We start from the raw sequence: 23,469 nt of genomic DNA on the forward strand, positions 1-23,469 counted from the left end.
TTCAAGAAGATAATTCAAGAATCAAAGATTGTGCGGTAGCCGAAAAATTTTCTTTATTGATAACTTTAATTATGAATCTTTATCGAAGGGTTTTTTATCAATTAGTCAAGGACAGGCGTGGTTAGGAAACCATTGGCAAAACTAACCATTTATAATCTTTCCCAACTGCTAAAGGCGGCGCAGTTTCAGCTAAACTAATGCGATAAATTCCTGGAGTTTCTGTTAAATTAAGGTAAGCTGCCTCACCAATTGGTTGACCTTCCTCATCTTCCAGTCTCAGTTCTAGGACTTGAGCAGAGGTTTGCGGAACATAAACCAGAAATGTCGGTTTTTCTGATACTGTTAACTGGAAATTCATGCCAACCGGGGATCGCTCCAATTCTTTTAATGGTTGGGCATTCAAGACAGAGGGGACAAGTACCGTCAGGGATTGAGATGCCGTGGTATCTTCTGCCACACTTTGCTCCCGCGAACATTGTCCGTCATTTCGCCTTCCTCCACCTGTAGTTATTTCTGGTGCAGGTTGGCTGGGGTTCGGTTTAAAAATTACCTGTTTTGACTGTTGGTGGGGTTGATACCAGGAAACCCAACAGAATATAGGGCTAAGGTTCCCTGACGACAAACGCAATCAAAGCCAATTTCCCAACAACACAAACGGTGCCCAATAGTAAGGATGTCTGAATCTCGACTGCTGCAATAGTGCCAACTGAGCCTGACGCAACGCTTCCGCCTTGGCGACATTGGCTTGTGCCAATTCCTGATAAAATTTCACCATCAACGTAGCCGTAGACTGATCATCTACTGACCATAACGTCGCCAACGTACTCCGCGCCCCCGATCGCACCGCCACTCCTGCTATTCCCAACGCCGCCCGTTTGTCACCTGCGGCGGTTTGACAAGCACTCAATACTAGCAATTCCAAGGGTTGACGTTTCCTCTCTTCCCGCACCTGGAGAACTTCACCCAATTGTTTCACACTGACGCGATCATCCCACGCCAAAATAAAGGTATCTTCAGCATCAGAACTAAACTGACCATGAGTGGCTAAATGAACCACCGGAAATGACGCAGCACTTATCTCTTTTTGCATCGCCGCGCTGGTAAATTGCTGATTTAGTAGCACCTGCGCCGGAATCTCCGCCTGAATCTGCTGTATCTCCGACTCCACACCGGGTAACGCCGGAAAGTTCTGTTTTGCCTCACTTAATCCCCCCACTAACACCTTAATCGGGGTACGGCTTAAGGGTTGGGGTTGCAGGATTTGCAGACTGGGAGTCAGGGCGACACTGTATTTCTCAATCAGATAGTTTTCACCATCATATAATGCTGCCATGGGCAGACTTTTCAGGGAACCATCTAAGGCAAATACTAAGGTTTTAATCTCAGATGCCGCTAACTCTGTCTCAATGGGTTGCACCAACCAATCGTACAATTGTTTAAACAGGGGTAATCGTTCGCGATCGCTCGCCACACGTCTGAGAGAACGGCGGGTTTGATTTAATACGTCTTCCACTTCCGCCTGAGATAAGGGAGTCGCATAATGTCGTAGTGGTTGGTTGGCTATCGAAACAATTACCTCCAATCGATCCGGTAAAATAATCGGATAAATAACCGCCGCATTCGCATCAATTTGGTCAACAGATTCCGGTTGCGCCGTCAAACAAGCCTCACGAAAGAAATTATCTAATTCAGCCAACTGTAAGGATTCAATCACCTCACGGGCTTGAACTAAATTCTCCTGGCTAACCGCTTTACTCCCCGGTTGCAATAGTAAACTAACAAGTTGGCGATAAATCGGTTCTACACTCTCTCGAAATGAGAACTGTAATTCTAAATTTGTTGCCACTAAATCATTCCGCAGGGAATTGAGAGAATGAATCGCTTCTTGATAAGCAGCAACAGCACTAGGATAAGCAGAATCATCGGCAATTCCTCGGTCGATCTGAGCTTTCAGCAACCGTCCTAACTGCCATTGCCACAAATAAGCAATATCAGGAGAATTGACCGATTGCGCCAACAGTAACGCCTGTTCTGTTAGGGTTTTCGCGTCAGACCATTGTTGAGTATACTCGTAAATCTGACCCAAATAACCCAAGCTGTAGGATTCCGCCCGTTGATCGCATAATTCCTTAGCTTGCTGAATTCCTGTTGTCAGAATTTGAGCAACGGTTTGTGGGTTCAGGGTGGATTTAGTGGCGTTAACGGTTTTCCCCAGAACGTTATTAGTTAAACCAACGCCGACGATGGGGAATGGGGCGGGTTTAGTTACGTTAGCGGTTTCCTCCGGAAGGTTAGAAGTAAAACCCGCCCCTACAACCACTGATTCATGACGCCACAGTTTGAGCAGGCTTTGGCTAAAATTAATTCGGGCATAAATCGTGCTACGATTGGTGGGTAAATTGGCAAATTGGGACTGTATTTTCTCGGCTAAGGCTTTCGCGTCTGCCCAGTTTTCTAGTTCTATGAATAAACGCAGTTGATTTAATTGTGCCTGTAGGGTTGTTGTTGGTGAAACAGAAGACGCGATCGCGCTTTGATAAAACTCAATTGCCGCCTTCAATTTTCCCTGACTATACGCCGTATTCCCCAAGCTCAAAAACGCCGCCGTAATCCCTGAGGATAAGTCTAACTTTTGGGCAATGGCTAAACTTTTCTGCAACACTGTCTGCGATTCTTCCAAGTCACCCACCAAGCGCAACGTATCGCCAAAACTCAATAATCCCGCCGCTTTAATCGCGGAATCCGGCTGATTGTGCAACCGTTGGTTCACCTGTTCTAACGTCATCTTAACTCGCGGATAAAACCCCAAAACTCGCAAGGCTTGCGCTTGATTCATCAAGCTACGCACCACCCCAGTTTCATCGCCCACCTGCTGATAGGTTTCTGTCGCTTCTTCCCACGTCTTCAGTGCCTGTTCCGGTTTTCCCTGTGCTAGTTGGAGCTTTCCCTGGGTATTCAGCGCCTGTGCCAAAACCGTCGTGCGATCGCGACTATCATTTTCGGTTTGTATAAGGTGTAAACTCTTCTCAATTACCTGATTGGCTGGCGTCCACTGTCCCAACTGCTGATAGGCGAGTGCTAAATTGCTCAGTACCATGGCTTGATTCCGGGAATCCCCAAGACTTGCAAAAAGATCGGCAGCCTGTTGCCAAGCGGTTACGGCGGCGGCAAATTCACCCGACTGATACCGTTTTTTCCCCACTTGCACCCATTCAGCCGCATTTGGGGTAGATACCTGAACCACTGGTGTATCAGGAATCGCTGCATTAACTGCACTGATTCTCATTCGGCTGGGGAAATCTTGCCACGCTAACGCTACTGTCAAAACAGTTGTTAAACCGACTAAGCCAAGATACTTGAGGAATCGCTTGAATCGTTTTGCTGTAGCGCTCATTGGACGCTCCGAAATGGAACTATAGCTGTGAATCGAATCTTAGGATGAATGTCACTGACTGGTATACCGTAGGGTGGGCAATGCCCACCCTACGGTATACCAAAGGTTTCGGCGATTCAAAACAGCTTATTTCAGTGCCATTAATCTTAGGATACTCCGCTTTATTGAAATCTTGCACCTTTGTCAGTCAACTCCTAAACCCTCCGGATAGAGGAACTGCGATCGCGGGAAATAAAACAAGACCCACATATCGCCTAATTTTTGAATTTAAGCGATAATGTGGGTTTTACTCAGGGTTCAGCAGGGTGCATCTGCTGTGGCTGGCAGGGTGCATCTGCTTTTCTTAGTTTGCCTGTTCCAGCGCGGTTTTAGGTGTAGCTATGATAAAGATGCTTTGAAGAGTTTGTGAAGCATGGGGGGAGGGGGGAAATAGGGGAGCTGGGGGAGCTGGGGAAGCTGGGGAAGATGGGGGAGCTGGGGAAGATGGGGGAGCTGGGGGAGCATGTAGAGACGTAGCATGCTACGTCTGGGAAGCTGTTGGCGTTATTTCTGCCTTCTTGTACTAGGTTTAGCTGCATTATTGAGCGTCTCAAGACTTATCATGATTGCCCACTTCCAACCTCAAAGCGATGGATTGAGGATAGTACAAGAGGGAGAAGGATTCCCTTTTGCTGCAAAATTTGATTTATTGGATAAAAACGTCTAGGTGTAAGCGAGTGAATCACATTCCCCCTATTGATCTGGCACGACAGTATAAACACATTGAAAACCAAGTCAGTGTAGCTGTTCAGGAGATACTTACCTCCGGACGTTACGTGGGTGGGCTTCCGGTTCAAGGCTTTGAGACGCAATTTGCGGCATATATGAATACCAGCGAATGCGTCGCCTGTAACTCTGGCACAGACGCCTTGTATCTGGCACTGCGAGCCTTAGAGATTGGATCAGGGGACGAGGTGATTACCACGCCCTTCACGTTTATCGCCACGGCGGAAGTGATTACCCGGGTGGGGGCGACACCTATTTTTGTGGATATTGATCCCCAAACCTTTAATCTTGACGTTGATCAGATTGCAGCGGCGATTACGCCGAAAACTAAAGCGATTCTCCCCGTTCATTTGTTTGGACAGCCTGTGGATATGACGGCGATTATGGACATCGCCCAGGCGCATGATTTAGTGGTTATTGAAGACTGCGCTCAAGCAACGGGCGCGGAATGGGCGGGACAAAAGGTGGGTAGCATTGGGCATATTGGCTGCTTTAGCTTCTTTCCCACCAAGAATTTAGGGGCTTGTGGGGATGGTGGTGCTGTGATTACTAATGACCCAACCCTAGCAGCTACAATCAGAATGCTGCGAGAACATGGAATGCGCGATCGCTATCACCACGAAGCCACAGGAATCAATAGCCGTTTAGATGCCCTACAAGCCGCCATTTTACAAATCAAATTAGGTTATCTTGATCAGTGGAATCAGGTTCGCTCTCAGATTGCTGATCGGTATCACCAGTTATTACAACCTGTTCCAGAAATCGCCTTACCTCAAGAAACTCTAGGAAGCCATGCTGTCTGGAATCAGTACACGATTCGTCTAACTCAAGACAGCCGCAGCAGTGACTATCGAGATCACGTCCGCCAAAATCTGCAACAGATGGGCATTATTTCGATGGTTTATTACCCCCTACCGTTGCACTTGCAGTCGGTTTATCAGAGCTTAGGGTATCAAGTGGGTGATTTTCCAGTTGTTGAGCAAGTGTGTCACCAAGTTTTGTCTCTACCTATATTTCCAGAATTGTCCTTCTCCGAACAGCAGCAGGTTGTCTATGGTTTAAAAGATATCGCGGAATTCCCCACCCTCTTAAAGGGTAGGGTTAGTTCATAAGATTGCTTGATTAGTGCGGCTGAATAACCGTCGCTATCTCAACCTATTTGCACAGGATAAACCCGTTATCGTAGTCTGGCGTGACGAGTTAAGTCACAATAAAAAATATCAGCCACCCGGTCAACGGATTAATTTTGTGCGAGTTGTTCTCGTCTACCTCACCCATATTGGTGGATTGTTGACCATCTGTTTATTGATTCACAGATGGATACCGACTCTCAGGGAACCCCTCTGGGCGACTCTATTCTTGGCGCTGATGGTGGCAGAATGGAATCAATTCACAGGGCAAACTGTCGATCCGAATCCCCCATTCCCTGGCATTAAACAAATTTGGTATCGCAGTTGCTGGAATCTGGGTTTTGTGCTAGCCGGACTTAGTTATGTCTTGCTAGCCGATGAGATCTTTATTGACCTATTTTTTGTTCCCGCTTCTATGCCACCTTGGGGACTCTTATGGCTGTTAACCCCTTTAACCTTAACCGACATTGCCAGCCGAAGTACGCGATCGCGCCAAGGTAACAAAGAGGCTAATGCCTTTCCCAGAGCATCATTGAGGGATTCTCAAGTGAGTCCTAGGTCATCGGTAGACAACACTGAGTTAGACTCAGATTCTACTCCCAATCAGGAGCTAAACTCAAGGCAAATCCAAGTATTTTGGTGGAGTGCGATCGCCTTATTTCTCGTCCAAGGGCTAACCCTATTCCAACCGGATATTAGACTCATCGGTTTGGGTGTCGCCACTTTCGTGATGTTTATCAATAGCTGCTACCTCGAGCAAACCGTAGCCGCCGCGATCACAATTGGATTTAGCCTAAGTTTTGCTATAGCACGTCTGGGACAAGGAATTCCAGGATTGTCCCCCCTCTCTGCAGCCGATTGGTATTGGGTGGGCGCGATCGCAATTTTCGGATTATGGCTGCTACGCGCTGGCTTAACGCCCCAGTCTAGCCGGCTAGCTCAATTGTACGCTCAAGCCTGCGATCGCTGGGCAATTGCTTTGTCTACTACGGAACTAGGACTACTGACGCTGCAAAGCGCCAATATGTATCTAGAATTCATTCCATCTAGTTGGCAGTACCTGACTGCATCAATGCTCATTGGTGGTGCTATTGTTTACCGATATTGGCATTCTTTTCCCAAATTCAGTATTTATGGCATTAGTTGGGCAATAGAATTGATAATAGCTAATGCGATTGTACTGCTTAATGGTTCATCCTTAATCCTCGGTGTCGCGAACATTATCCTGGCTTATGTAACACTAATTCTCAACCGTTGGTGGTTTGCCCGTTTAGGTGGGGAAGACGGGGAGCATTTAGAGACGTACCCTGGCACATCTGGAAGGTGGAGAGAAAATTGGCAAGAGATACTGGAATCTTTACCCTTAGTTTATGCCATGATTGGCATTAATTTGCGCTTTTCTTATTTCACTCCCTATACAGGGTTGCTCACCCTAGGTGCGGCTTTAACGGGCATTATCCTAGGGCGTCGCCGTACTCAAACCAAAGGTATCACCTATCTTTTCCTGGCAGGTATTTCCCTTGCCTGGTACGAATTGGTAATTTATTCTTTGATTGGCATTAGTTTACGCTTTTTTTATTTCACCCCCTATACGGGGTTGCTCACCTTAGGTGCGGCTTTAATCGGTATCAGCGTAGCGTATCACCGTACTCAAGCCAAAGGTATTATCTATCTTTCTCTGGCAGGTATTTCCCTGGCTTGGTATGAACTGGTGATTTATCAGATACTGCAAAGCGATGGGGGAAATCCTGGGAATGGCTTGATTATTTTAGCGTTAGTCACGGCTGTACTCTGCGGTATTTATCGTTCACTCGCCTGGTTTTTGCGCTCGCGCGATCGGGCTACAATTTTTAAGATCAGCGTCACCCAAATCGAAATTACCGCCCACATTCATTGGGCAATGGGTAGTGTCTTGATGGTTATAGCGGCTGGGATGTCTGTGGGAACATCCCCTAACCTGATGGGATTCGTGGGACTTATCCTTAGTTTAATACTGGCTAGTTATGCGTTTTGCCAAGGAAATTTACGAATTCAACAACGCCAGTTTTCTCCCTCATCTCCCTCATCTCCCTCATCTTCCCCATTTTTCCCAGAGTCTGACATCTGGATATACGCCGGATTAACTGAGGTTGTCGCCATTGGTATTTATGCGCGTTTGATGTGGACACCGTTAAGCCTACTTGATCCTTGGCGAGCTATAATTGCCAGTCTATTCGCGATCGCGGTTTATCAAACGTCCTGGTGGCGGTGGGGATGGAATGATCAGCCTTGGCAAGGATACGCCACGATATTACCTCTTCTGAGCATTTTAATCAATCCTCAAACCCTCTCTGCTTTTAATTTATTAGTTCTTGCAGGTTTTTATGCCTGGGTCACCAATCGCCAATCTAATTTACGTTGGACATACTTAAGTTTATTTTTCATCGATTGGGCAATTTGGCGTGTTTTGCAAAGCCAGCAGGTTACTGAACCCTTAGCGTATGCTGCCGTGATTGGTTATTTTTTCCTCTACATCGCCCAAGTTGATCCAGAATTAAGATTACCGCAAAAACGGAATTGGCGTCACTACATCCGCTTACTGGGTAGCGGCATAATCTGTTGGGTGGCGTTAGGATTTCATCAAGACGTTGGACTCATTCCGGGAATTATTAGTCTGGTTGCTATTGTGGCTGGATTAGGACTGCAAGTCCGGGCATTTTTAATGGTTGGAACGGTTACATTTATTTTTACAGTATTCTACCAGTTAGTCTATTTTGGTTTTCGCTACCCATTCTCTAAGTGGATTCTGCTCATAATTGCTGGCATTATTTTTATCAGCATAACCGCTAACATTGTCAAGGGACGTGAGCTAATTCTTGACCTTGTTCAAGATTGGATCGATCAATGGCGAGAATGGGAGTAGACAAGACAGGGGTATTCGCCACGGGTATCGTCACCTTTAAGTAGGTGGGGACAATTAAAGTTAACGGCGGAGATCGTCATAACAGCTTATAATTCCTCAGTACCCCTCCAGATGTCTCTGTCGTGATTGCAATTTATCCAGGCAGCTTCGATCCGATCACTCTAGGACACCTCGATATCATTGAGCGTAGCTGTAAGCTCTTTGAAACCGTCATTGTTGCCGTACTCCGCAACCCGAGTAAATCGCCATTGTTTACAATACAAGAGCGAGTACAACAGATTCGCGGTTGTACCCAACATCTCTCGAATGTCGAAATCGATAGCTTCACAGGTTTGACAGTGGACTATGCCAAACTCAAGAATGCTCAAGTCTTACTGCGGGGACTACGGGTGCTTTCAGACTTTGAGAAGGAACTCCAGATGGCGCATACCAATCAAACCCTCTGGGATGAAATAGAAACCGTTTTTCTCGCCACGTCTAACGAGTACAGTTTTTTAAGTAGTAGCGTAGTGAAAGAGATTGCCAAATTTGGCGGATCTGTTAACCATCTTGTTCCCCCCCAGGTTGCCCTAGATATTTGCCGATGTTACGCCCAGAGTCATCCCGCATCGAACCCAACCAACTCCCAGAACCAAACCCCCCAGAGAAACGCCTTTCCTCTGGAACCCCCGATGTAGATATCCAGAGAGAACTCACTAAGCTAGAGGAGATGCTGTTTGATAGCCCACACATCCCCTTGACCAAGTACACTTTGATTGATGAAGAAGCGTTCTTGACGCAATTGGATGTAGTGCGGGCAAGTCTACCAGAGGCGTTTGAAAAATCTCAAAAGATTGTTCAGCAAGGGGAAGATATTCTCCTACAAGCAGAAGACTATGCCCAAGAAATCCTAGAAGCCGCTGAACGACAAGCTCAACAGATTCTGGATGACATGGGGATTGTACAACAAGCAGAACTAGAAGCCAAGCAAATTCGGCAACGGGTTCAGCAAGAGTGTGAAACGCTGCAAGAACAAACCCGGACTGACATTGAACAGATGCGCCGACAAGCCCAGCAGGAATTGGCACAACTGCGCCAACTCGCACTCGAAGAATGCGAAGACATTCAAAACGGTGCGGATGATTATGCTGATTCTGTACTCAATAGTATTGAGCAACAGCTTACTGACATGCTGAGGGTGATTCGCAATGGACGTCAGCAACTTTACCAGGATGTACCACCTGGAAAACCACAAGATAAAGACGGGATTGGCGGCGCTGGGTCTCGTTCATCCTCAGCGTCACCGAAAAAGAAGAGCGGTTAAGGGTTGAGGGTTGCCCCTCTTCCCGCCCCTAAGAACCTTGATTTAGACGAATAAAATTATCATGGAGACTGACCAACCCGTCACCATAGATAACTTTGATTTATGGACTTATTCATACTCGAATCAGGTAAAAGGTTGAATGTAGCCAAATCTTCGTCATTGGAGCAACGACTACTAATAATTCTCCATCTGGACTAAACTGAAGTCCGGGCAAACTAAATGTTTCCGGAACTGTGTAGTCAACTTAGCGGGGCGGTTGGAAACCGCAGCTATACAAACAAAACCCACCTGCGTGGGTTAAAATGTAAGTTCGTTCTAAACGACATCGATTGATGAAACCTAGTCAACCGATACATTGGCACAGACAAGAAGTAAGGTGCGATCGCGAACGTCTTGAATTCGGGTTAACCTATTTGGCGGTAATGATTTAGATGATTTTTCTTTGCCAATACTAGCCCAAAGCTGGTAAATGATTAGGACAAGTAATTTTGTTGATGAAGGGATACCGCTACGGATTTTTTACCCAATCAAACGGTCAATGGAACTCAACTGACTCTATAGGCGCACATTTTTTTCAATTCTAATTCTATTTTTTAGATAATCAGAAAAACGCGGCTTTTGTCAACTCCGTATTTCGGTAAGTACCTAGACATACATTCTGTCCGTTGTACTAATAAATGTTAACAAGCATTAAATCCTTACCTTTCCCCGTTTTCTGCCCGTGAGTTTCCCAATCTCAACCATCAACCTTAATCTTGTCCGATGACTTAAGTTTCTCACCCAAATGGGTGACCTAGAAGCATGAAGTCAGAAATGACATTACACCTTATCTTATAAGTAGCGCGTTTCAACGTTAGCGGGATGACAATTAGTTGCTATATCTCAAGTCTTAGCAGCAACCACAGAAGTCACAGGAGTCATCAGGGGGAAACCATGACAGCGATTGCCTTACGCCTACTTCAGTTATTGTTGATTCTCTTGGTTTATGGGGGTTTACTCTACCAAATCTGGCGAAACCAAAAACAGCTATTGAAAAAGTGTTCGTCTCTAAATAATGGGATGAAACACTGTTGTGTAAATTACTTTAAACACGATAAATCAAGACTATTTCCTGAGTTTCGTAAATTCGGCAAAGCCGTCGTTTTAGAATATGGGTTCAATCACTCTCGTTGTTTGATTCAGGACGGCAAACAAATTCAAGAAACTCTAAAAATCTCCAACAAAAAAACTAAATTAACATTATTTAAGCCCAAGTCATCATTAATTAAATTACCAACTCTAATTCGATTTATTTCTCAAAACCCAGAAGACGAGAGCTTTAGCCCGTCCAGTCATTATTTTTTCGCCACTAATGCATTTGGGCGACCTGATTCTAAAAAAACAGAACACCTATTTGCTAAAATTGAACCCTTTTTTAAGACAGAAGGCGTGAAACTTGTCAAGCAAAAAGTATGGATAAAAATTTTAGTCTACCTCTGTGTTATTGTTGCTATTTGCGGTATTATCATCGCCATTGACAGTGGTTCTCGTGCCGCTTTACACCATGGACAAACCCTAGTGGCAACGACTAACCAAGGTGAGGTTTTTACTGCCACCAGTCACTATCTTTACCAGTTCGATGCTCAAGGTCAAATTCAAAATCAATACTCCCTAGAGACTTTAGGTATTAAAGATTTAACTGATCTTTATGCCCTTGATCAAAATCAATTATTAATCGCCGATTGGGAACTCGGAAACATCCAACGATGCCAACTCGACCAAAGTCGTTGTACTCCATTACCCAGTTTTAAGCATAATTCCCCCGAGTCTCCCCTGTTTAAGGGAGCATTTAAATTTGTGGTTGATGCCAAAAACAATCTAATTTATGCGACAGACGCCGGATGGCATCGCTTACTGGTTTTGGATCAAGAAGGGCGAGAACTCGAAAGTACACGAGGCAAAGATTTATTGCTCTGTTATCCCAATGGAATAACTCTGAGTAATGACGGAAAATTAGTTGTCGCCGATAGCAATAATTTGAGAATCCTCACCTGGTCAACGAATCGCCAGGGACTGAATCCAATCCCCAATCAATCGATTGATCTGATTCAACACCCTAGACCAGAAATTCGCTGTACTCCACAGGAAGAGCCACGCAGCGAAATACCTCTAGTGCGAATTTTTCAAGCCTACTTCGAGAGGGATATGGAGTACGAATTAAAAGGAGACGCGACCGCCTTAGAACCAGCTCACGAAGGTCGAGTTTTTCCCATCTTTGTGCAGCAAGATAACCAAGGGTTTTGGTGGGTATTGATTGGGGATCGTAACTTTAATCGGGATGACCTGTTACGCTTTGATCCAGACTGGCAAAATCCGATTCGGGTTAATCTACCGGGTTCAGAGGATATTTCCCATATTGCTGTGGGAGCCAATCAGCTAATTTTGACCCAAGCGAGTCGCTATCGTTTATTTTCAGTCTCTTTAAATGATCTCACCGTTAAGCCCTTTGGTGATGACAGATTTGAGGCGATGATGCAACAAGAACAACAGGCAGAATCCAATTTATGGCAGTTTTACGTGTTCAGTTTACTGGCTCCTCTGTTAGGATTAGTCGGCTTAGGCGTGTTGGCTCTATTCGATCTGCAACAACAATGGGCTGATATGATTAAATCTTAACTGAACCCACTCTTTAACTCCCCGTTTCCCTATCCACGGTTTAACTTGGAAACCTGGATTCAAGGCTTCCGGTGAAAAGTTAGCTGCCTCTTGCCTCCTGCCTTGTTTCCACCTCTAGCGAGATTACCCGGTTGTAGGTTTTATGTATCCTAGTTGGGGCATACTCATAATGCAAAGTTTACAAGATTCCCCTGGAGAGCAGGCTACCCTGTAGGGGAAATAAACACGAGTACACGTTCAACTACATTCTGACGAGAGATATATGACACAACCAAGCTTCGGAGTCATCGGTTTAGCTGTGATGGGAGAAAACCTGGCACTCAATGTGGAAAGTCGCGGGTTTCCGGTGGCGGTGTATAACCGGACTAGCTCAAAAACAGAAGACTTTATGGCAAAGCGTGCCTCGGATAAAAATGTCACCGCCGCTTATTCCCTGGAAGAGTTTGTCAAAACTTTGGCACGTCCCCGCAAAATCCTGGTTATGGTTAAAGCTGGGAAACCGGTTGATATTGTCATCGATCAACTTAAACCTCTGCTTGAACCAGGCGATATGATTATCGATGGCGGGAACTCCCTCTACGAAGAAACCGAACGCCGCACTAAAGACTTAGAAGCCACCGGACTCGGTTTTGTCGGGATGGGGGTCAGTGGTGGCGAAGAAGGAGCGCTCCATGGTCCTAGCTTGATGCCAGGAGGCACGGATACGGCGTATCAAGAGTTAGAACCGATTTTGGTCAAAATCGCGGCTCAGGTGGATGATGGACCCTGTGTCACCTATATTGGTCCTGGGGGTGCAGGTCATTATGTGAAGATGGTGCATAACGGGATTGAGTATGGCGATATGCAGCTCATTGCCGAAGCCTATGATTTGCTCAAACATGGCTTAGGATTGGATCACAAACAGCTTCATCAGGTGTTTTCCGAATGGAATACAACCGATGAGCTAAATTCCTTTTTAATTGAAATTACGGCGGATATCTTTAAGTACATTGACCCGGATACGAATCAGCCTCTGGTTGATTTGATTCTGGATTCTGCCGGACAAAAGGGAACCGGACGCTGGACGGTGGTTAGTTCTCTCGAATTAGGTGTACCGATTCCCACCATGTACGCAGCGGTGAATGCGCGGGTGATTTCGTCCTATAAACAGGAACGAGTGGCGGCGGCGAAGGAGCTGATCGGGACGACGGGCAAATATGATGGAGATAGCCAAGGGTTTATCAATAAAGTCCGTGACGCGCTCTATTGCTCAAAAATGTGTTCTTATGCTCAAGGCATGGCATTGTTGGGTAAGGCTTCAGAGGAGTTTAATTACAACCTGAATTTGGCAGAAACGGCTCGGATTTGGAAAGGGGGTTGTATTATTCGGGCGGGATTCCTGGATAAGATTAAAAATGCCTTCAATGAGAATCCGAAACTGCCGAATTTATTATTAGCGCCGGAATTTAAGCAAACGATTCTGGATCGCCAGGAGGCATGGCGGGACGTGCTCGTGACTTCTAACCAGTTGGGAATCCCGGTTCCAGCCTTTAGTGCATCATTGGATTACTTCGACAGCTATCGGCGCGATCGCTTACCGCAAAACTTGACCCAAGCTCAGCGCGACTACTTTGGCGCTCACACATATCAGCGAACCGACAAGGAAGGGGTTTTCCACACGGAATGGGCGCAGTCGTAAACATCTTCCATGTTTTATAGCAGTAGACACATCGATTAAAACAAAGGAACTGTTGTAGAGACGTTGCATGCAACGTCTCTACCATAAGATGCGTCCTAACCGCTATGGCGGTTGCTATACGTGACGTCCTCCTACACCGACCCTACGGGTACGGTTGTAGGCTTCCTTTGGGGTTCCGTTTCAGAACGACGCTTCCGGATAAGCTAAAAAGCCATAGGTAGGGGTATGACTACCCCTAGACCTATTTCAGAAGACACGTATTCTTTAGGCTTTCTTACGGAGCAACAGGATCACCATCGTTGCTTCCATTGACGTCGGAGTTACCAGGACCAGGAACTCCTTCTGGACCGTTACCAATCCCTTGGTTGGAGTTGGAGTTGCTGTTGTTATTCATATCAACCTGCGCTTGGTCATCATCGTCATCCATGTCATCGTCAACTTCTAAGTCATCATCGATGTCAGTGTCAGTATCATCAACATCATTGTTTTCACTATTAGCTGGGAAAGTTGCATCGTTATTGACACTGGCAGTATCGTCAGGTTCAAGATCAGCATCATCTGCAACATCACCAAGTTCATCTTGAGAAAGTTGTCGCAGACCAACTAAACCTGGGAAACAACGACTTTGTGGACCAACTAACTTATAGCCAGCAACGACTGAGCCACTACCTGCGCCTGCACCAGCACCAGCACCTGCGCCTGCACCACTACCAGCACCACTACCAGCACCAGCACCTACGCCCGAACCTGAGCCACTACCGGAACCAGCACCTGCACCTGCACCTGAGCCGCTACCGGAACCAGCACCTGCACCTGCACCTGAGCCGCTACCGGAACCAGCACCTACGCCCGAACCTGAGCCGCTACCGGAACCAGCACCTACGCCCGAACCTGAGCCGCTACCGGAACCAGCACCAGCACCTACGCCCGAACCTGAGCCGCTACCGGAACCAGCACCAGCACCTACGCCCGAACCTGAGCCGCTACCGGAACCTGCACCAGCACCTACGCCACTACCAGAACCAGAACCAAAACCACTACCGCCACCTGTTGTAACCAAGTAGTATCGATCGCCACCTCGCGCATGATACTTAACTTTTACCTTCGATCGGAACTGATACTGGCTGCTACTGTTGAAACGAGCTGATTGAGAAATTTGGTAGTTGGTCTGACTACTACTTGATCCGCCGTTGAAGGCTACGTAGTTAGTGTTAAACGTGTTCGCACTCGCACCTGAGCCTGCAGCTGCGCCAGCACCTGCACCTGAGCCTGCACCTGCGCCAGCACCTGCACCTGCGCCAGCACCTGCGCTTGCCGATAACCTCGTACCTGCCGAACCACTGCCATTGACAATCACGGTATCACCACCGCTAAGGGTGTAGTTTATAACTGTGCTACCGCCACTTTCAACCAAATTGATTGTGGTACCACCGAAAACGATATCCGTATCGAATGAAAGTGGGGAACTCGCACAAACACCGCAAACCAAATTCACATTGTCATCATCGCTAGGGTTAGAGTAGGTATACCCACCTTCAATGTCGTTCTCAACATTAAAGTTACTCACTCCAGCCACGGCGTAAAAATCAAAGCGACCCCGACTCTCTCCCTCTAGTTTAGAATCACCTTGTTCAAACGTGAACTTAACTTTATCTTTGTCGCTATCGCCAAAGCTGCTAAATGCTACACCGCCTGTACCAAAGATAGAAGCGTAGCCAGCCACAGCCCCTTCATCTTTGCCCTCAATTTTGAACTTGTCTAAATCAAGGCTAGCATCAATAAGTCCATCCTCTTTTATCTTATTGATATCAGCAATGGTGATATCAATAAAACCAATGTCTCCCTTAAATTTGAACTTTTCACCGGAAGCACTTTCGGTCTGAATTTCAAATTTCTTGTTAGCTTCACCCACAAAACGTATGCCATCATTTCCTACTGTTTCCAGTGTGTAACTTCCTGCTTCTAAATTTTCCCCTTCAAACTTGAATTTTAGTTTTTCTAGCAGCGAGACTTCAGGAGCCATAACATTACTAGAGTTGCCCAAAATATAGCTAGAGGGCAGATCAATTAGACCACTATTCAAGTCAGCCTCAAAGTCACCAATTTGTAAATCACCGAAGCTTGCTTCAAACTCAGACTGAGACTGCTGAGATAATGTCGCCTCTACATTCGGTAAGAAAACCAATGGAGCATCACCCATGACCGCAGGACTCACCAGGGTTCCTGGCAAATCAGAGAAAGTGTCAAAGGAACTCAGCTCAAAGTTAAGGACTGTATCAACCTGATTGTAGGGAACAATGATACCTTGACTGGTATAAGCTATTCCTGTCAGTTTACCTTGGAGGACTCCGGTGTCTCCGGCATCTGGTGTACCACTGGTATTAACATCATCAAAACTAGCCGCACTGGGTTCAAAATGGGCGGTTGTGGTATTCCCGTTGGTGCTTTCGATGCTCAGTTCCTGAATCCCGACATCAAATAGGGTGACACTCCCGCTTGTAGCGTTCATACCGGGAACGAAAAAGGCGGCTTGACCGCCAATTGAACCGCCTGTTACTTCAATACCGTTGGTTGTGGTAGTGCTCGTTGTTGTCGTGGTTGTAGTTTGAGCTTCAGCGCCTGGTGCGATAACTACCGCTAAACCACCAACTATCCCTAAACCAACTATGTAGCGTAGTGATTTGAGAATCATCTTGTTAGACTCCATCTGTATATGAACTAAAGGAACTGAGATATAGGGTTGACTCCGAAACCTAACCCAACAGTTGGCTAGTTGTGATTTAATCCTGAGCAGAGTCAGATCGCGAAGTATGTATCCAGAAGAGGGGATAAAGTACCCAAGACTGGCTTTTCACTGATGTCAACAGACTAAAACAATAAAAAGATGCAGATTCCTAGTGATTTCGCTAGCCTGTCTGAAGTTCAAGACGCGCCTTAATTAGGAGGGTTCCGTCAAAAAAGTAACTTTACCAGAACTTCATAAAAACTTCAGAAACAGCATTTTAGCGTTGTTATGCATTTCAACTGGGTATTAGTAGCGAGCAAGATGCTCGCACTACTATAATTTCGCCATTATTGGCATTTCCAAGCATGGAAACCTCTCCTCAGAATCTGGAGAGATGCTTCGCTTCCGTTCCTTCGCTTCGCTCAGAACAAAGCTCAGCATGACGAACACTCAATTGTGGCTGTGTAGTCGCCAGATGGGGATGCACCCTATCCCATTAACGGTATTCCAGCGACTGCCCCAATCTTCAATTTTGGTTTAGAACGTAAAGGTTGTCCGAATCGCGCCTATGGTAATCGTATCATTGTCATCGTTGTGCAAGGGATTGAATATCACAACGACTCCCGGCGTGATGCTGATATTGTCTGCCACTTGCCAACGATAGAATACTTCCAGGTGAGTCGTCGTATCCGGTTGACCTCCCTCATCGAATGCATTGGGAATGCCATCGGTAGAGAAGAAACCTGGAACGTTCCTGCCTATACCAGCATCATCGGTGATATCACTATCCGTGATTTTTGGTGGCTGACCCACATAAATGCCGCCTAAATTCCCTTCGCCAAATAAGTCTGGGAAATTCAGGAACGCCATCCAGTTAAACGTCTGCACGTCTCCTGAACCGTCTTCAAAATCCGAATCCGTAAAACCAGCCCAACCTCCAACGGTCAGTTTGGGAATGACACGCCATTCCAAACCAGCACCAAAGGCATTGGTGTTAATCGGTGCCCGCAGGAATCCATTATTGACTTGTTGTAAAGCAACCCGGTCATCCCCAACACCAGTACCCAAAAAGCCATTGGGTGAATAGGAATTGATGTACTGAAGGGATATATCCAGGGTATCTAAGGGTGAGGCAACTAACTGTGCCCCAGCCGTGGTTGTCGTTTGATCTCCACCAAAAATTCCCCCATTTTCTGGCTCATCTGGAAGACTGGACGAGTAAACCCCTTGTAAACTCAGACGAGTTGCAATTTGCCAGTCAAAGCCAATACCACCGCTGCCATTGCCGATACTAATGATCGGGTTGCGCTGGGCGAAGCGAGAGAGGGGACCCGAACCTGCACTTTCAATGCGGTTAACGCCTCGGAAGACGTTCACAGGGTTAACCCCTTCTGGTCCAACGATTAAGGCAAAACTACTGCCAAAGAGTTGACGATAGTTGAGGTCAGTCAGTCGTAAATCGTTATCGTTGTCTCCTTCATATCCCAGACCAACAAAGTTACCCAACGGGTCTCTGGTTGCAGGACTGGTGGTGCTACCATTCCCTGCTTGGAAGCTGGTGAGTAAAAGACTACGAGGACTCAATTGGGTGAATAGACTCAACTGGACATTGTTAATCACATTGACATTGGTGTCATCATCGGAAATGTCATTGCCCGCGAGTACAAACTCATCACCACTACGCCCTTGAACCCCGAGAATGGCTTGTCCAAAGATTTTAGTCGTCGTCGAAAACTGATTATCTTCTAAAAGGGCAGTCCGACCTTCTAGGTTATCTACCCGCGCCCCCAGGGTAGCGAGTTCTGCCTCAAACTCCAACACTAACCGCCGCAGACTTTCTAAATCCCCGGTGGGAAACTCAATCCGACCCGCGATTAACCGCTCAATTTGCTGCATACAGGCGTTCACCCCAGCGGCAAATTCATACCGAGTCATCGCCCGATTACCCCGAAATGTACCATCTGGATATCCGGCAATACAACCATACCGTTCCACTAGACTCCGCAGTGCTTCATACGCCCAGTCCCCAGGCGAAACATCTCTTAACTGAGACACATTGGTCACTTGATCCATCGGGTCAGATTCCTCTACCGCCTCTAATGAATCAACGAACAGGGGATCAGAAACAGTGGGATCACTTGCCTCCTCCATCTCCGGCAAAGCTTGGGCTAAGTCTTGAACTTTGGTGTCCACAAAAGCGTCCTCGGACTCAACTAGGGAATCCGTTGACGTGATCATGCCGACTTCACTGGTGGCGGATACCGCTAGTTCAGTGGTAATCTCTGCTTCAGTTTCTGGAAAAGCTATCTCAACCGGAGAATTCACCCGTCCCGTTTCAGTTGACAGAGATAGTCCTGGGTCTACTCCTGACGTTTCAGTCAGCCGAGCCAAATCTGTCGGCTGTTGCTCTGAAGATTCAACAGGCGTCGCTTGCGCGGCACAGAAGCTGGTAACCCAGCAACCTAACGTGGCAAACATCAATGCTGAAGACGCCGTTTTTCCCAAACGTTTATAAGTCGTCATGGTTTTATCACTCCTCAAAAAAACCACACTCGCCCTCGATTTTAGCTATAAATAAGAGACAACTGTCAATTTGCTCTTTTTTCCTTAATCAAAGCTAAGTTTCTTGTTGGAGAAAGAGAAAAGGGTACGGGGAACAGGAAACGGGGAACGGGGAACAGGAACAAGGAATTGAGGACTTTGACAATTCTTAACCTAGTTAACCAAATTTATGTTCAGGTAATTAAGGGCGGGTTTTACTGATCGCGTTCGGTTGATTTCCGAGTAACTTGACTGGCGAGAGTCTTTCTAAGAGTGTGTAAGCTGTAACGCATTTAATTTGATAAGGCAATCTAAGCTATCAAAGGGTTTCAGGAGCTAAATTATTGGATTTAGCTGTATAGCAGCTTAGGAGGATGTCACGCTGAGGAGTCGTCAAATATCTATACAAAGACAGAGAACCCAGAATTTCCTTAACCCCTTCTTAACGGGAAAGAAGTCAACCCTACCCCCCTCGTTCCCCCCTCTTGTAGCTATGCATTACTCACATCTTTCTTAACATAAATTCCCTTGACTTTAGCAGTAGTTTTGGGGGAAAGTAAAAGCCTCTTTCTGGGCAATGTCATGGAGTCGTCGCAGACCTTGCCAAATAGTTTTAACCCCTGGTTCGCCATCATGAGAACGGGCTAAGAACCCGCCAAGTTGGGCGATCCAACGCACGGCATCTCTTAAATTGGGAGGAGAGTCCGGGGGGTTAGAGTGATGATGAATCGTGCAATAGAGACTCTGCCACTGATATGCTTCTCAAACAGTGTCGGCAGGCAGATCGGGATGGTAACGGGCGAGATAGGTGATCCATAATAAGCGCCAAGCAACAATGGTGTAGGTAGCCAAAGCTCGATGAATGCGATCGGCACTTTCCAATTGCAGTTGTTCAAGGCGACAACCGCTCTTGAGAACATAATGATAACGTTCAATCAACCAACGATAAGAATACCAACGTAAACATTGAACCAAATCCTCTCCATACCTTTCTTGCTGGGATGGTGGGTGAAATTGAGTTCTGTCGTATCTTGAGGAGCAATCACCACCGCTTCAGCTTTGATTCGATTGAGAGTACTGGTTTGGTGAGCTTGAATAATCGAGGAGGCTTTGACATGAGGAGAACTCCAAAAATCATAGGCGGCTTGGGTCGCTGCCCAGTCTCCTGATGCCTGGGGTATGCTGGCGCTCTTGTTGGGCAGCCAAGTCACTCACTAAACGTATCAGCCTTTTTTTGCGGCGCACATCCCCCAAGTCGGCGTATTGTAATTCTGTGGCTGCCCAATCGCTCATTTGAAGTACCTCCTCATCTTTTCGGCTTGCTGGCTTTTCACACCAACAGTCAATCAAAAAAGTGAAACAAAAATTCACAGGGTTGACCTTTTGAGCGATCGCGCTATTTGACTCCAACTATCCAAAACTTGTCTGGGGGAGAGTGCCATAGCTCAACTAGATTTGTGGCGATCGCGCCGCCTTTAACCCACCGCTCAAAACTCTCCTGGGAACAAGTTACATCGGTTAAGCCAAGTTGCTGAAGTCCCATTGATGCTGGCGATGGCTGCTACTGTACCACACCCTGTTGTCAGCCTGCCGTATTCCGACGTTGACGATAGACCAGGGACTACCGATGAGCATATTAATAAATGTAACGTCATTCAATTGAAACCTATATATGTCCAGCCTTCTGAATTGTTAAGAAAGATGTGAGTAATGCATAGCTACAAGAGGGGGGAGGACAGAGGATGTTTTACTTTTGTTGCACGGAAGGGGTAGCATCAAAGCCCCTCCACATAAAAAACCTCTCCCTAGCCTTGCCCTACGAGGGGAGGGCTAGGGAGAGGTTCGGGGAGGAGGAAAGGGGAGGGGTCTGACCCCTCAGTTAATGACCAGCAGTATCCTTGAAGTACGGGGTTTCTCGGCGGTTTCCCGATAGACTATCGATGAAAAATAATTATTAACTTAAGTAGGGTTGAGTTGCCGATTGGCTCAGGATTTCTAATCTAACGATCCCCGATCCCCGGAAAATTGTCAGAATTACTTGTCATTTCGTAAACTTATGCCAACCAAATCTCAGGAATAACGCTAAGATCGAATTCATTTAGTTGAGGAATGCAAGGAATGGGTGAAGCAAAACGTCGTAAAACTGCACTTGGAGACAAGTACGGTCAAGAGGCGAGACTCTTCCCCTGGCTCCCAATTACTAAAAGTCAGGGTGAGCAGTTCGTCAAACTGACGACTAAGGGCGCTTGGATTGGCATCGGTTTACTCGTAGCCTGGTGGCTAACCGTGCGCTTTGTTGGACCAACATTCGGTTGGTGGCAAATCAATTAGCCAATTCCCACCGATGGACTAGGCGGCAATGGTATCCGATTGAGTATCGCCATTGTGACGGCTGATACAACTCATTAGGAATTTGTATCAGATAACTTGAGGATTGCCCCCAATGACTTGATTTTTAGTCAGCAACTCGTCTGAAGTGGGCTAGAAGCGTGGAGCCAGATCATCAAGCTAGAATTGCTCAAATCCCTAACTCTGTTAGTCAATTTGAGGAATCAGCCGAAGACAAGGCTTGCTCATATTTTGCACTGACCCCTCCCAAAATAGAGTCTTAAATCCTTAAGGAAGTATAAAATCTAATATTCGTAGGAAAGGTGTTTGGAGGATTAACGTGTTCATAAGACTTGCAGAGCAACATCGTCAATTTGTACGAGATTTAGTCATGAATCTTCAGGCTTTGGCGATCGTGCTAGAAAACCGAGGCTATTTGGCATCATGCTATACCTGCGGCAATCAAATGAATAGTGCCTCATTCATGGTTAGTCTGGGCGATAGTCACCTGATTCGCTTTTTGGTCTCCGATTACGGGATCACTTGGACGGAAATGCGCGACGATCGCGAACTGATGAAGCTAGAAGGGGCGGAAGCGATTAGCCAACTTCAGGACTTAGCCGATCTGGTCAAATACCAAATTCAACCGTCTGCTGAGGTTCGTTATACTTCAGCGCGATCGCCAATTAACTCTGAGCGCAAATCGATTGAAGTGATTGGTTAAAAGTCAGAGTGTTTGGAACATCACCGTTTCCTTGTATTAAGGGAATATTCCAGGTAACGCGAGGCGAGGGGTTAAATGAGATGGTAAAGAATTTAATGCCCTCTTGCCTCTAGCGTTTACCGAATGAGCGTTTATCGATGCCGAGTGGTGATATTATCACTCAATCTTCGGCAAAAATGTAACGATGTAACTCACTCGAATCAGGTTCTGGACTGGTTTGAGCAAACTGTACCGCGTCATTGAGAACGTCTTGAATCCGTTGGTCGATCGCCTTTAGTTCTTCCGCGTCGGCGAGATTTTGCTCAGTCAGATAGGCGGTTAACTTTTTTATTGGATCGCGAGTCATCCAAAAGTCCTTCTCTTCTGAAGTGCGAAGTTCATCCGGATCAGCGAGGGAGTGACCTCGGAAGCGGTAGGTAAGGGCTTCAATCAAGGTCGGACCTTCACCAGCCCGCGCCCGGGCGACAGCTTCTTGGGCGACAGAGTGCACCGCCAGGACATCCATCCCATCGACTTCAATTCCCGGCATACCAAAAACACTGGCTTTTTTGTAAATTTCGGGCTGGGAGGTTGCTCGTTCGTGTGCCATGCCAATTGCCCATTTGTTATTCTCCACAACATAAATAATCGGCAATTTCCATAAGGCTGCCATGTTTAAGCATTCAAAAAACTGACCGTTATTGCAGGCACCATCGCCAAAAAAGCATGCTGTCACCTGATCAGCGTTCGGATCACCCAAGGCGTCACGGTGATATTTTGACGTAAATGCCGCTCCTGTAGCAACGGGAATCCCCTCCGCGACAAAGGCAAAACCCCCCAAAAGATGATGGGGTTCTGAGAAGATATGCATTGAACCGCCGCGTCCTTTAGAGCATCCGGTGGCTTTGCCAAATAACTCTGCCATCACCTCCCGTGGGGGAACACCTGCACTCAAAGCATGGACATGATCGCGATAGGTGCTACATACATAATCATAATCCCGGCGCATTGCCCGAATCACGCCCGTGGACACGGCTTCTTGACCGTTATAGAGGTGGACAAAGCCAAACATTTTGCCCCGGTAATACATCTCAGCGCACTTGTCCTCAAACAAGCGCCCTAAAACCATATCTTCGTAAAGCAGTAATCCTTCGTCTCTGGTGATTTGACCGTCTTGAACTTGAAACTTAGGTAACGTCCGTTCCTGAACCATGGCGAATCGAGTATCCTTGCAGCAATTACTATACTGTTATTTTGTGATCAAAACTCAAAGCTATTTTTCAGTTAGGATAGGCAGTATTGCTAGAATGACTACTATGTTAGGGATGCTATAGGTTACCATACA

General features: G+C 46.5%; 17 protein-coding genes and 1 pseudogene. 9 read left to right on the forward strand and 9 right to left on the reverse strand.

The window, feature by feature from the left end:
• Nucleotides 1–121: 121 nt before the first annotated feature.
• Nucleotides 122–628 carry a DUF928 domain-containing protein gene (locus RIG27_RS02215; protein WP_446342001.1) on the reverse strand — a complete coding sequence of 169 codons (507 nt, stop codon included), beginning with the start codon at nucleotides 626–628 and terminating at the stop codon, nucleotides 122–124.
• Entirely contained in the window at nucleotides 629–3,394 is a 2,766-nt protein-coding gene (locus RIG27_RS02220; protein ID WP_446342003.1) for a CHAT domain-containing protein, read from the reverse strand.
• A gap of 44 nt (nucleotides 3,395–3,438) precedes the next feature.
• Between RIG27_RS02220 and RIG27_RS02225 the strand changes: the two genes are divergently transcribed.
• The 7 genes from RIG27_RS02225 (at nucleotide 3,439) to gndA (ending at nucleotide 13,827) form a co-directional block, all read left to right on the forward strand.
• Entirely contained in the window at nucleotides 3,439–3,672 is a 234-nt protein-coding gene (locus tag RIG27_RS02225) for a hypothetical protein (protein WP_446342005.1), read from the forward strand.
• Nucleotides 3,673–4,110: 438 nt separating this feature from the next.
• Nucleotides 4,111–5,271 (forward strand): DegT/DnrJ/EryC1/StrS family aminotransferase, encoded by a 1,161-nt coding sequence (locus RIG27_RS02230; protein ID WP_446342007.1) that lies wholly within the window; start codon nucleotides 4,111–4,113, stop codon nucleotides 5,269–5,271.
• A 13-nt stretch (nucleotides 5,272–5,284) separates the two neighbouring features.
• On the forward strand, nucleotides 5,285–8,191 hold the full coding sequence (locus RIG27_RS02235) for a hypothetical protein (protein ID WP_446342009.1): 2,907 nt from the start codon (nucleotides 5,285–5,287) through the stop codon (nucleotides 8,189–8,191).
• A gap of 122 nt (nucleotides 8,192–8,313) precedes the next feature.
• A complete protein-coding gene (gene coaD, locus RIG27_RS02240; protein WP_446342010.1) occupies nucleotides 8,314–8,868 on the forward strand; it encodes a pantetheine-phosphate adenylyltransferase in 555 nt (184 codons plus the stop codon).
• Nucleotides 8,775–9,494 (forward strand): ATP synthase F0 subunit B, encoded by a 720-nt coding sequence (locus tag RIG27_RS02245; protein ID WP_446342012.1) that lies wholly within the window; start codon nucleotides 8,775–8,777, stop codon nucleotides 9,492–9,494. Before coaD ends, RIG27_RS02245 begins: the two co-directional genes overlap by 94 nt.
• Nucleotides 9,495–10,427: 933 nt before the next feature.
• Complete coding sequence (locus RIG27_RS02250; protein WP_446342014.1) at nucleotides 10,428–12,149, forward strand: hypothetical protein; 1,722 nt, start codon at nucleotides 10,428–10,430, stop codon at nucleotides 12,147–12,149.
• A gap of 262 nt (nucleotides 12,150–12,411) precedes the next feature.
• Nucleotides 12,412–13,827 (forward strand): NADP-dependent phosphogluconate dehydrogenase, encoded by a 1,416-nt coding sequence (gene gndA, locus RIG27_RS02255; RefSeq protein WP_446342016.1) that lies wholly within the window; start codon nucleotides 12,412–12,414, stop codon nucleotides 13,825–13,827.
• A 274-nt stretch (nucleotides 13,828–14,101) separates the two neighbouring features.
• On the opposite strand, the gene RIG27_RS02260 is transcribed toward gndA, so the two are convergent.
• From RIG27_RS02260 to RIG27_RS02285, 6 genes and pseudogenes are all read right to left on the reverse strand, one after another.
• Complete coding sequence (locus RIG27_RS02260; RefSeq protein ID WP_446342018.1) at nucleotides 14,102–16,519, reverse strand: hypothetical protein; 2,418 nt, start codon at nucleotides 16,517–16,519, stop codon at nucleotides 14,102–14,104.
• Between the two features lie 570 nt (nucleotides 16,520–17,089).
• Complete coding sequence (locus RIG27_RS02265; RefSeq protein WP_446342020.1) at nucleotides 17,090–19,075, reverse strand: iron uptake porin; 1,986 nt, start codon at nucleotides 19,073–19,075, stop codon at nucleotides 17,090–17,092.
• 552 nt (nucleotides 19,076–19,627) lie between these two features.
• Nucleotides 19,628–20,074 (reverse strand): annotated as a pseudogene (locus RIG27_RS02270) (IS4 family transposase); the annotation flags it as partial.
• The gene (locus tag RIG27_RS02275; RefSeq protein WP_446342022.1) at nucleotides 20,029–20,304 is read right to left on the reverse strand and encodes a transposase DNA-binding-containing protein; all 276 of its coding nucleotides are present in this window, start codon (nucleotides 20,302–20,304) and stop codon (nucleotides 20,029–20,031) included. The pseudogene RIG27_RS02270 and the gene RIG27_RS02275, both read right to left, overlap by 46 nt.
• Nucleotides 20,228–20,386 (reverse strand): transposase DNA-binding-containing protein, encoded by a 159-nt coding sequence (locus RIG27_RS02280; protein ID WP_446342024.1) that lies wholly within the window; start codon nucleotides 20,384–20,386, stop codon nucleotides 20,228–20,230. The genes RIG27_RS02275 and RIG27_RS02280 overlap by 77 nt, the downstream gene beginning before the upstream one ends.
• A 103-nt stretch (nucleotides 20,387–20,489) precedes the next feature.
• Complete coding sequence (locus RIG27_RS02285; RefSeq protein WP_446342026.1) at nucleotides 20,490–20,636, reverse strand: hypothetical protein; 147 nt, start codon at nucleotides 20,634–20,636, stop codon at nucleotides 20,490–20,492.
• Nucleotides 20,637–21,211: 575 nt separating this feature from the next.
• Between RIG27_RS02285 and RIG27_RS02290 the strand changes: the two genes are divergently transcribed.
• Nucleotides 21,212–21,424, forward strand: a complete 213-nt coding sequence (locus RIG27_RS02290) for a DUF2839 domain-containing protein (RefSeq protein WP_446342028.1) — start codon at nucleotides 21,212–21,214, stop codon at nucleotides 21,422–21,424.
• A 337-nt stretch (nucleotides 21,425–21,761) separates the two neighbouring features.
• Nucleotides 21,762–22,145 carry a DUF1815 family protein gene (locus RIG27_RS02295; RefSeq protein ID WP_446342030.1) on the forward strand — a complete coding sequence of 128 codons (384 nt, stop codon included), beginning with the start codon at nucleotides 21,762–21,764 and terminating at the stop codon, nucleotides 22,143–22,145.
• Between the two features lie 160 nt (nucleotides 22,146–22,305).
• On the opposite strand, the gene pdhA is transcribed toward RIG27_RS02295, so the two are convergent.
• Nucleotides 22,306–23,337, reverse strand: coding sequence for a pyruvate dehydrogenase (acetyl-transferring) E1 component subunit alpha (gene pdhA / locus RIG27_RS02300; protein ID WP_446342032.1), 1,032 nt, complete (start codon nucleotides 23,335–23,337; stop codon nucleotides 22,306–22,308).
• Nucleotides 23,338–23,469: the final 132 nt, after the last annotated feature.

Source organism: Coleofasciculus sp. F4-SAH-05 (genome assembly GCF_040222985.1).
Taxonomy (GTDB): domain Bacteria; phylum Cyanobacteriota; class Cyanobacteriia; order Cyanobacteriales; family Coleofasciculaceae; genus Coleofasciculus; species Coleofasciculus chthonoplastes.

Bases quoted from the DNA above. Each gene is read 5' to 3' on its own strand.
- RIG27_RS02220 (WP_446342003.1), bottom strand. From the start codon at position 3,394: ATGAGCGCTACAGCAAAACGATTCAAGCGATTCCTCAAGTATCTTGGC.
- RIG27_RS02285 (WP_446342026.1), bottom strand. From the start codon at position 20,636: ATGGGACTTCAGCAACTTGGCTTAACCGATGTAACTTGTTCCCAGGAG.
- gndA (WP_446342016.1), top strand. From the start codon at position 12,412: ATGACACAACCAAGCTTCGGAGTCATCGGTTTAGCTGTGATGGGAGAA.
- pdhA (WP_446342032.1), bottom strand. From the start codon at position 23,337: ATGGTTCAGGAACGGACGTTACCTAAGTTTCAAGTTCAAGACGGTCAA.
- RIG27_RS02265 (WP_446342020.1), bottom strand. From the start codon at position 19,075: ATGACGACTTATAAACGTTTGGGAAAAACGGCGTCTTCAGCATTGATG.
- RIG27_RS02280 (WP_446342024.1), bottom strand. From the start codon at position 20,386: ATGAGCGATTGGGCAGCCACAGAATTACAATACGCCGACTTGGGGGAT.
- RIG27_RS02260 (WP_446342018.1), bottom strand. From the start codon at position 16,519: ATGATTCTCAAATCACTACGCTACATAGTTGGTTTAGGGATAGTTGGT.
- RIG27_RS02290 (WP_446342028.1), top strand. From the start codon at position 21,212: ATGGGTGAAGCAAAACGTCGTAAAACTGCACTTGGAGACAAGTACGGT.
- RIG27_RS02225 (WP_446342005.1), top strand. From the start codon at position 3,439: ATGAATGTCACTGACTGGTATACCGTAGGGTGGGCAATGCCCACCCTA.
- RIG27_RS02250 (WP_446342014.1), top strand. From the start codon at position 10,428: ATGACAGCGATTGCCTTACGCCTACTTCAGTTATTGTTGATTCTCTTG.
- RIG27_RS02245 (WP_446342012.1), top strand. From the start codon at position 8,775: ATGTTACGCCCAGAGTCATCCCGCATCGAACCCAACCAACTCCCAGAA.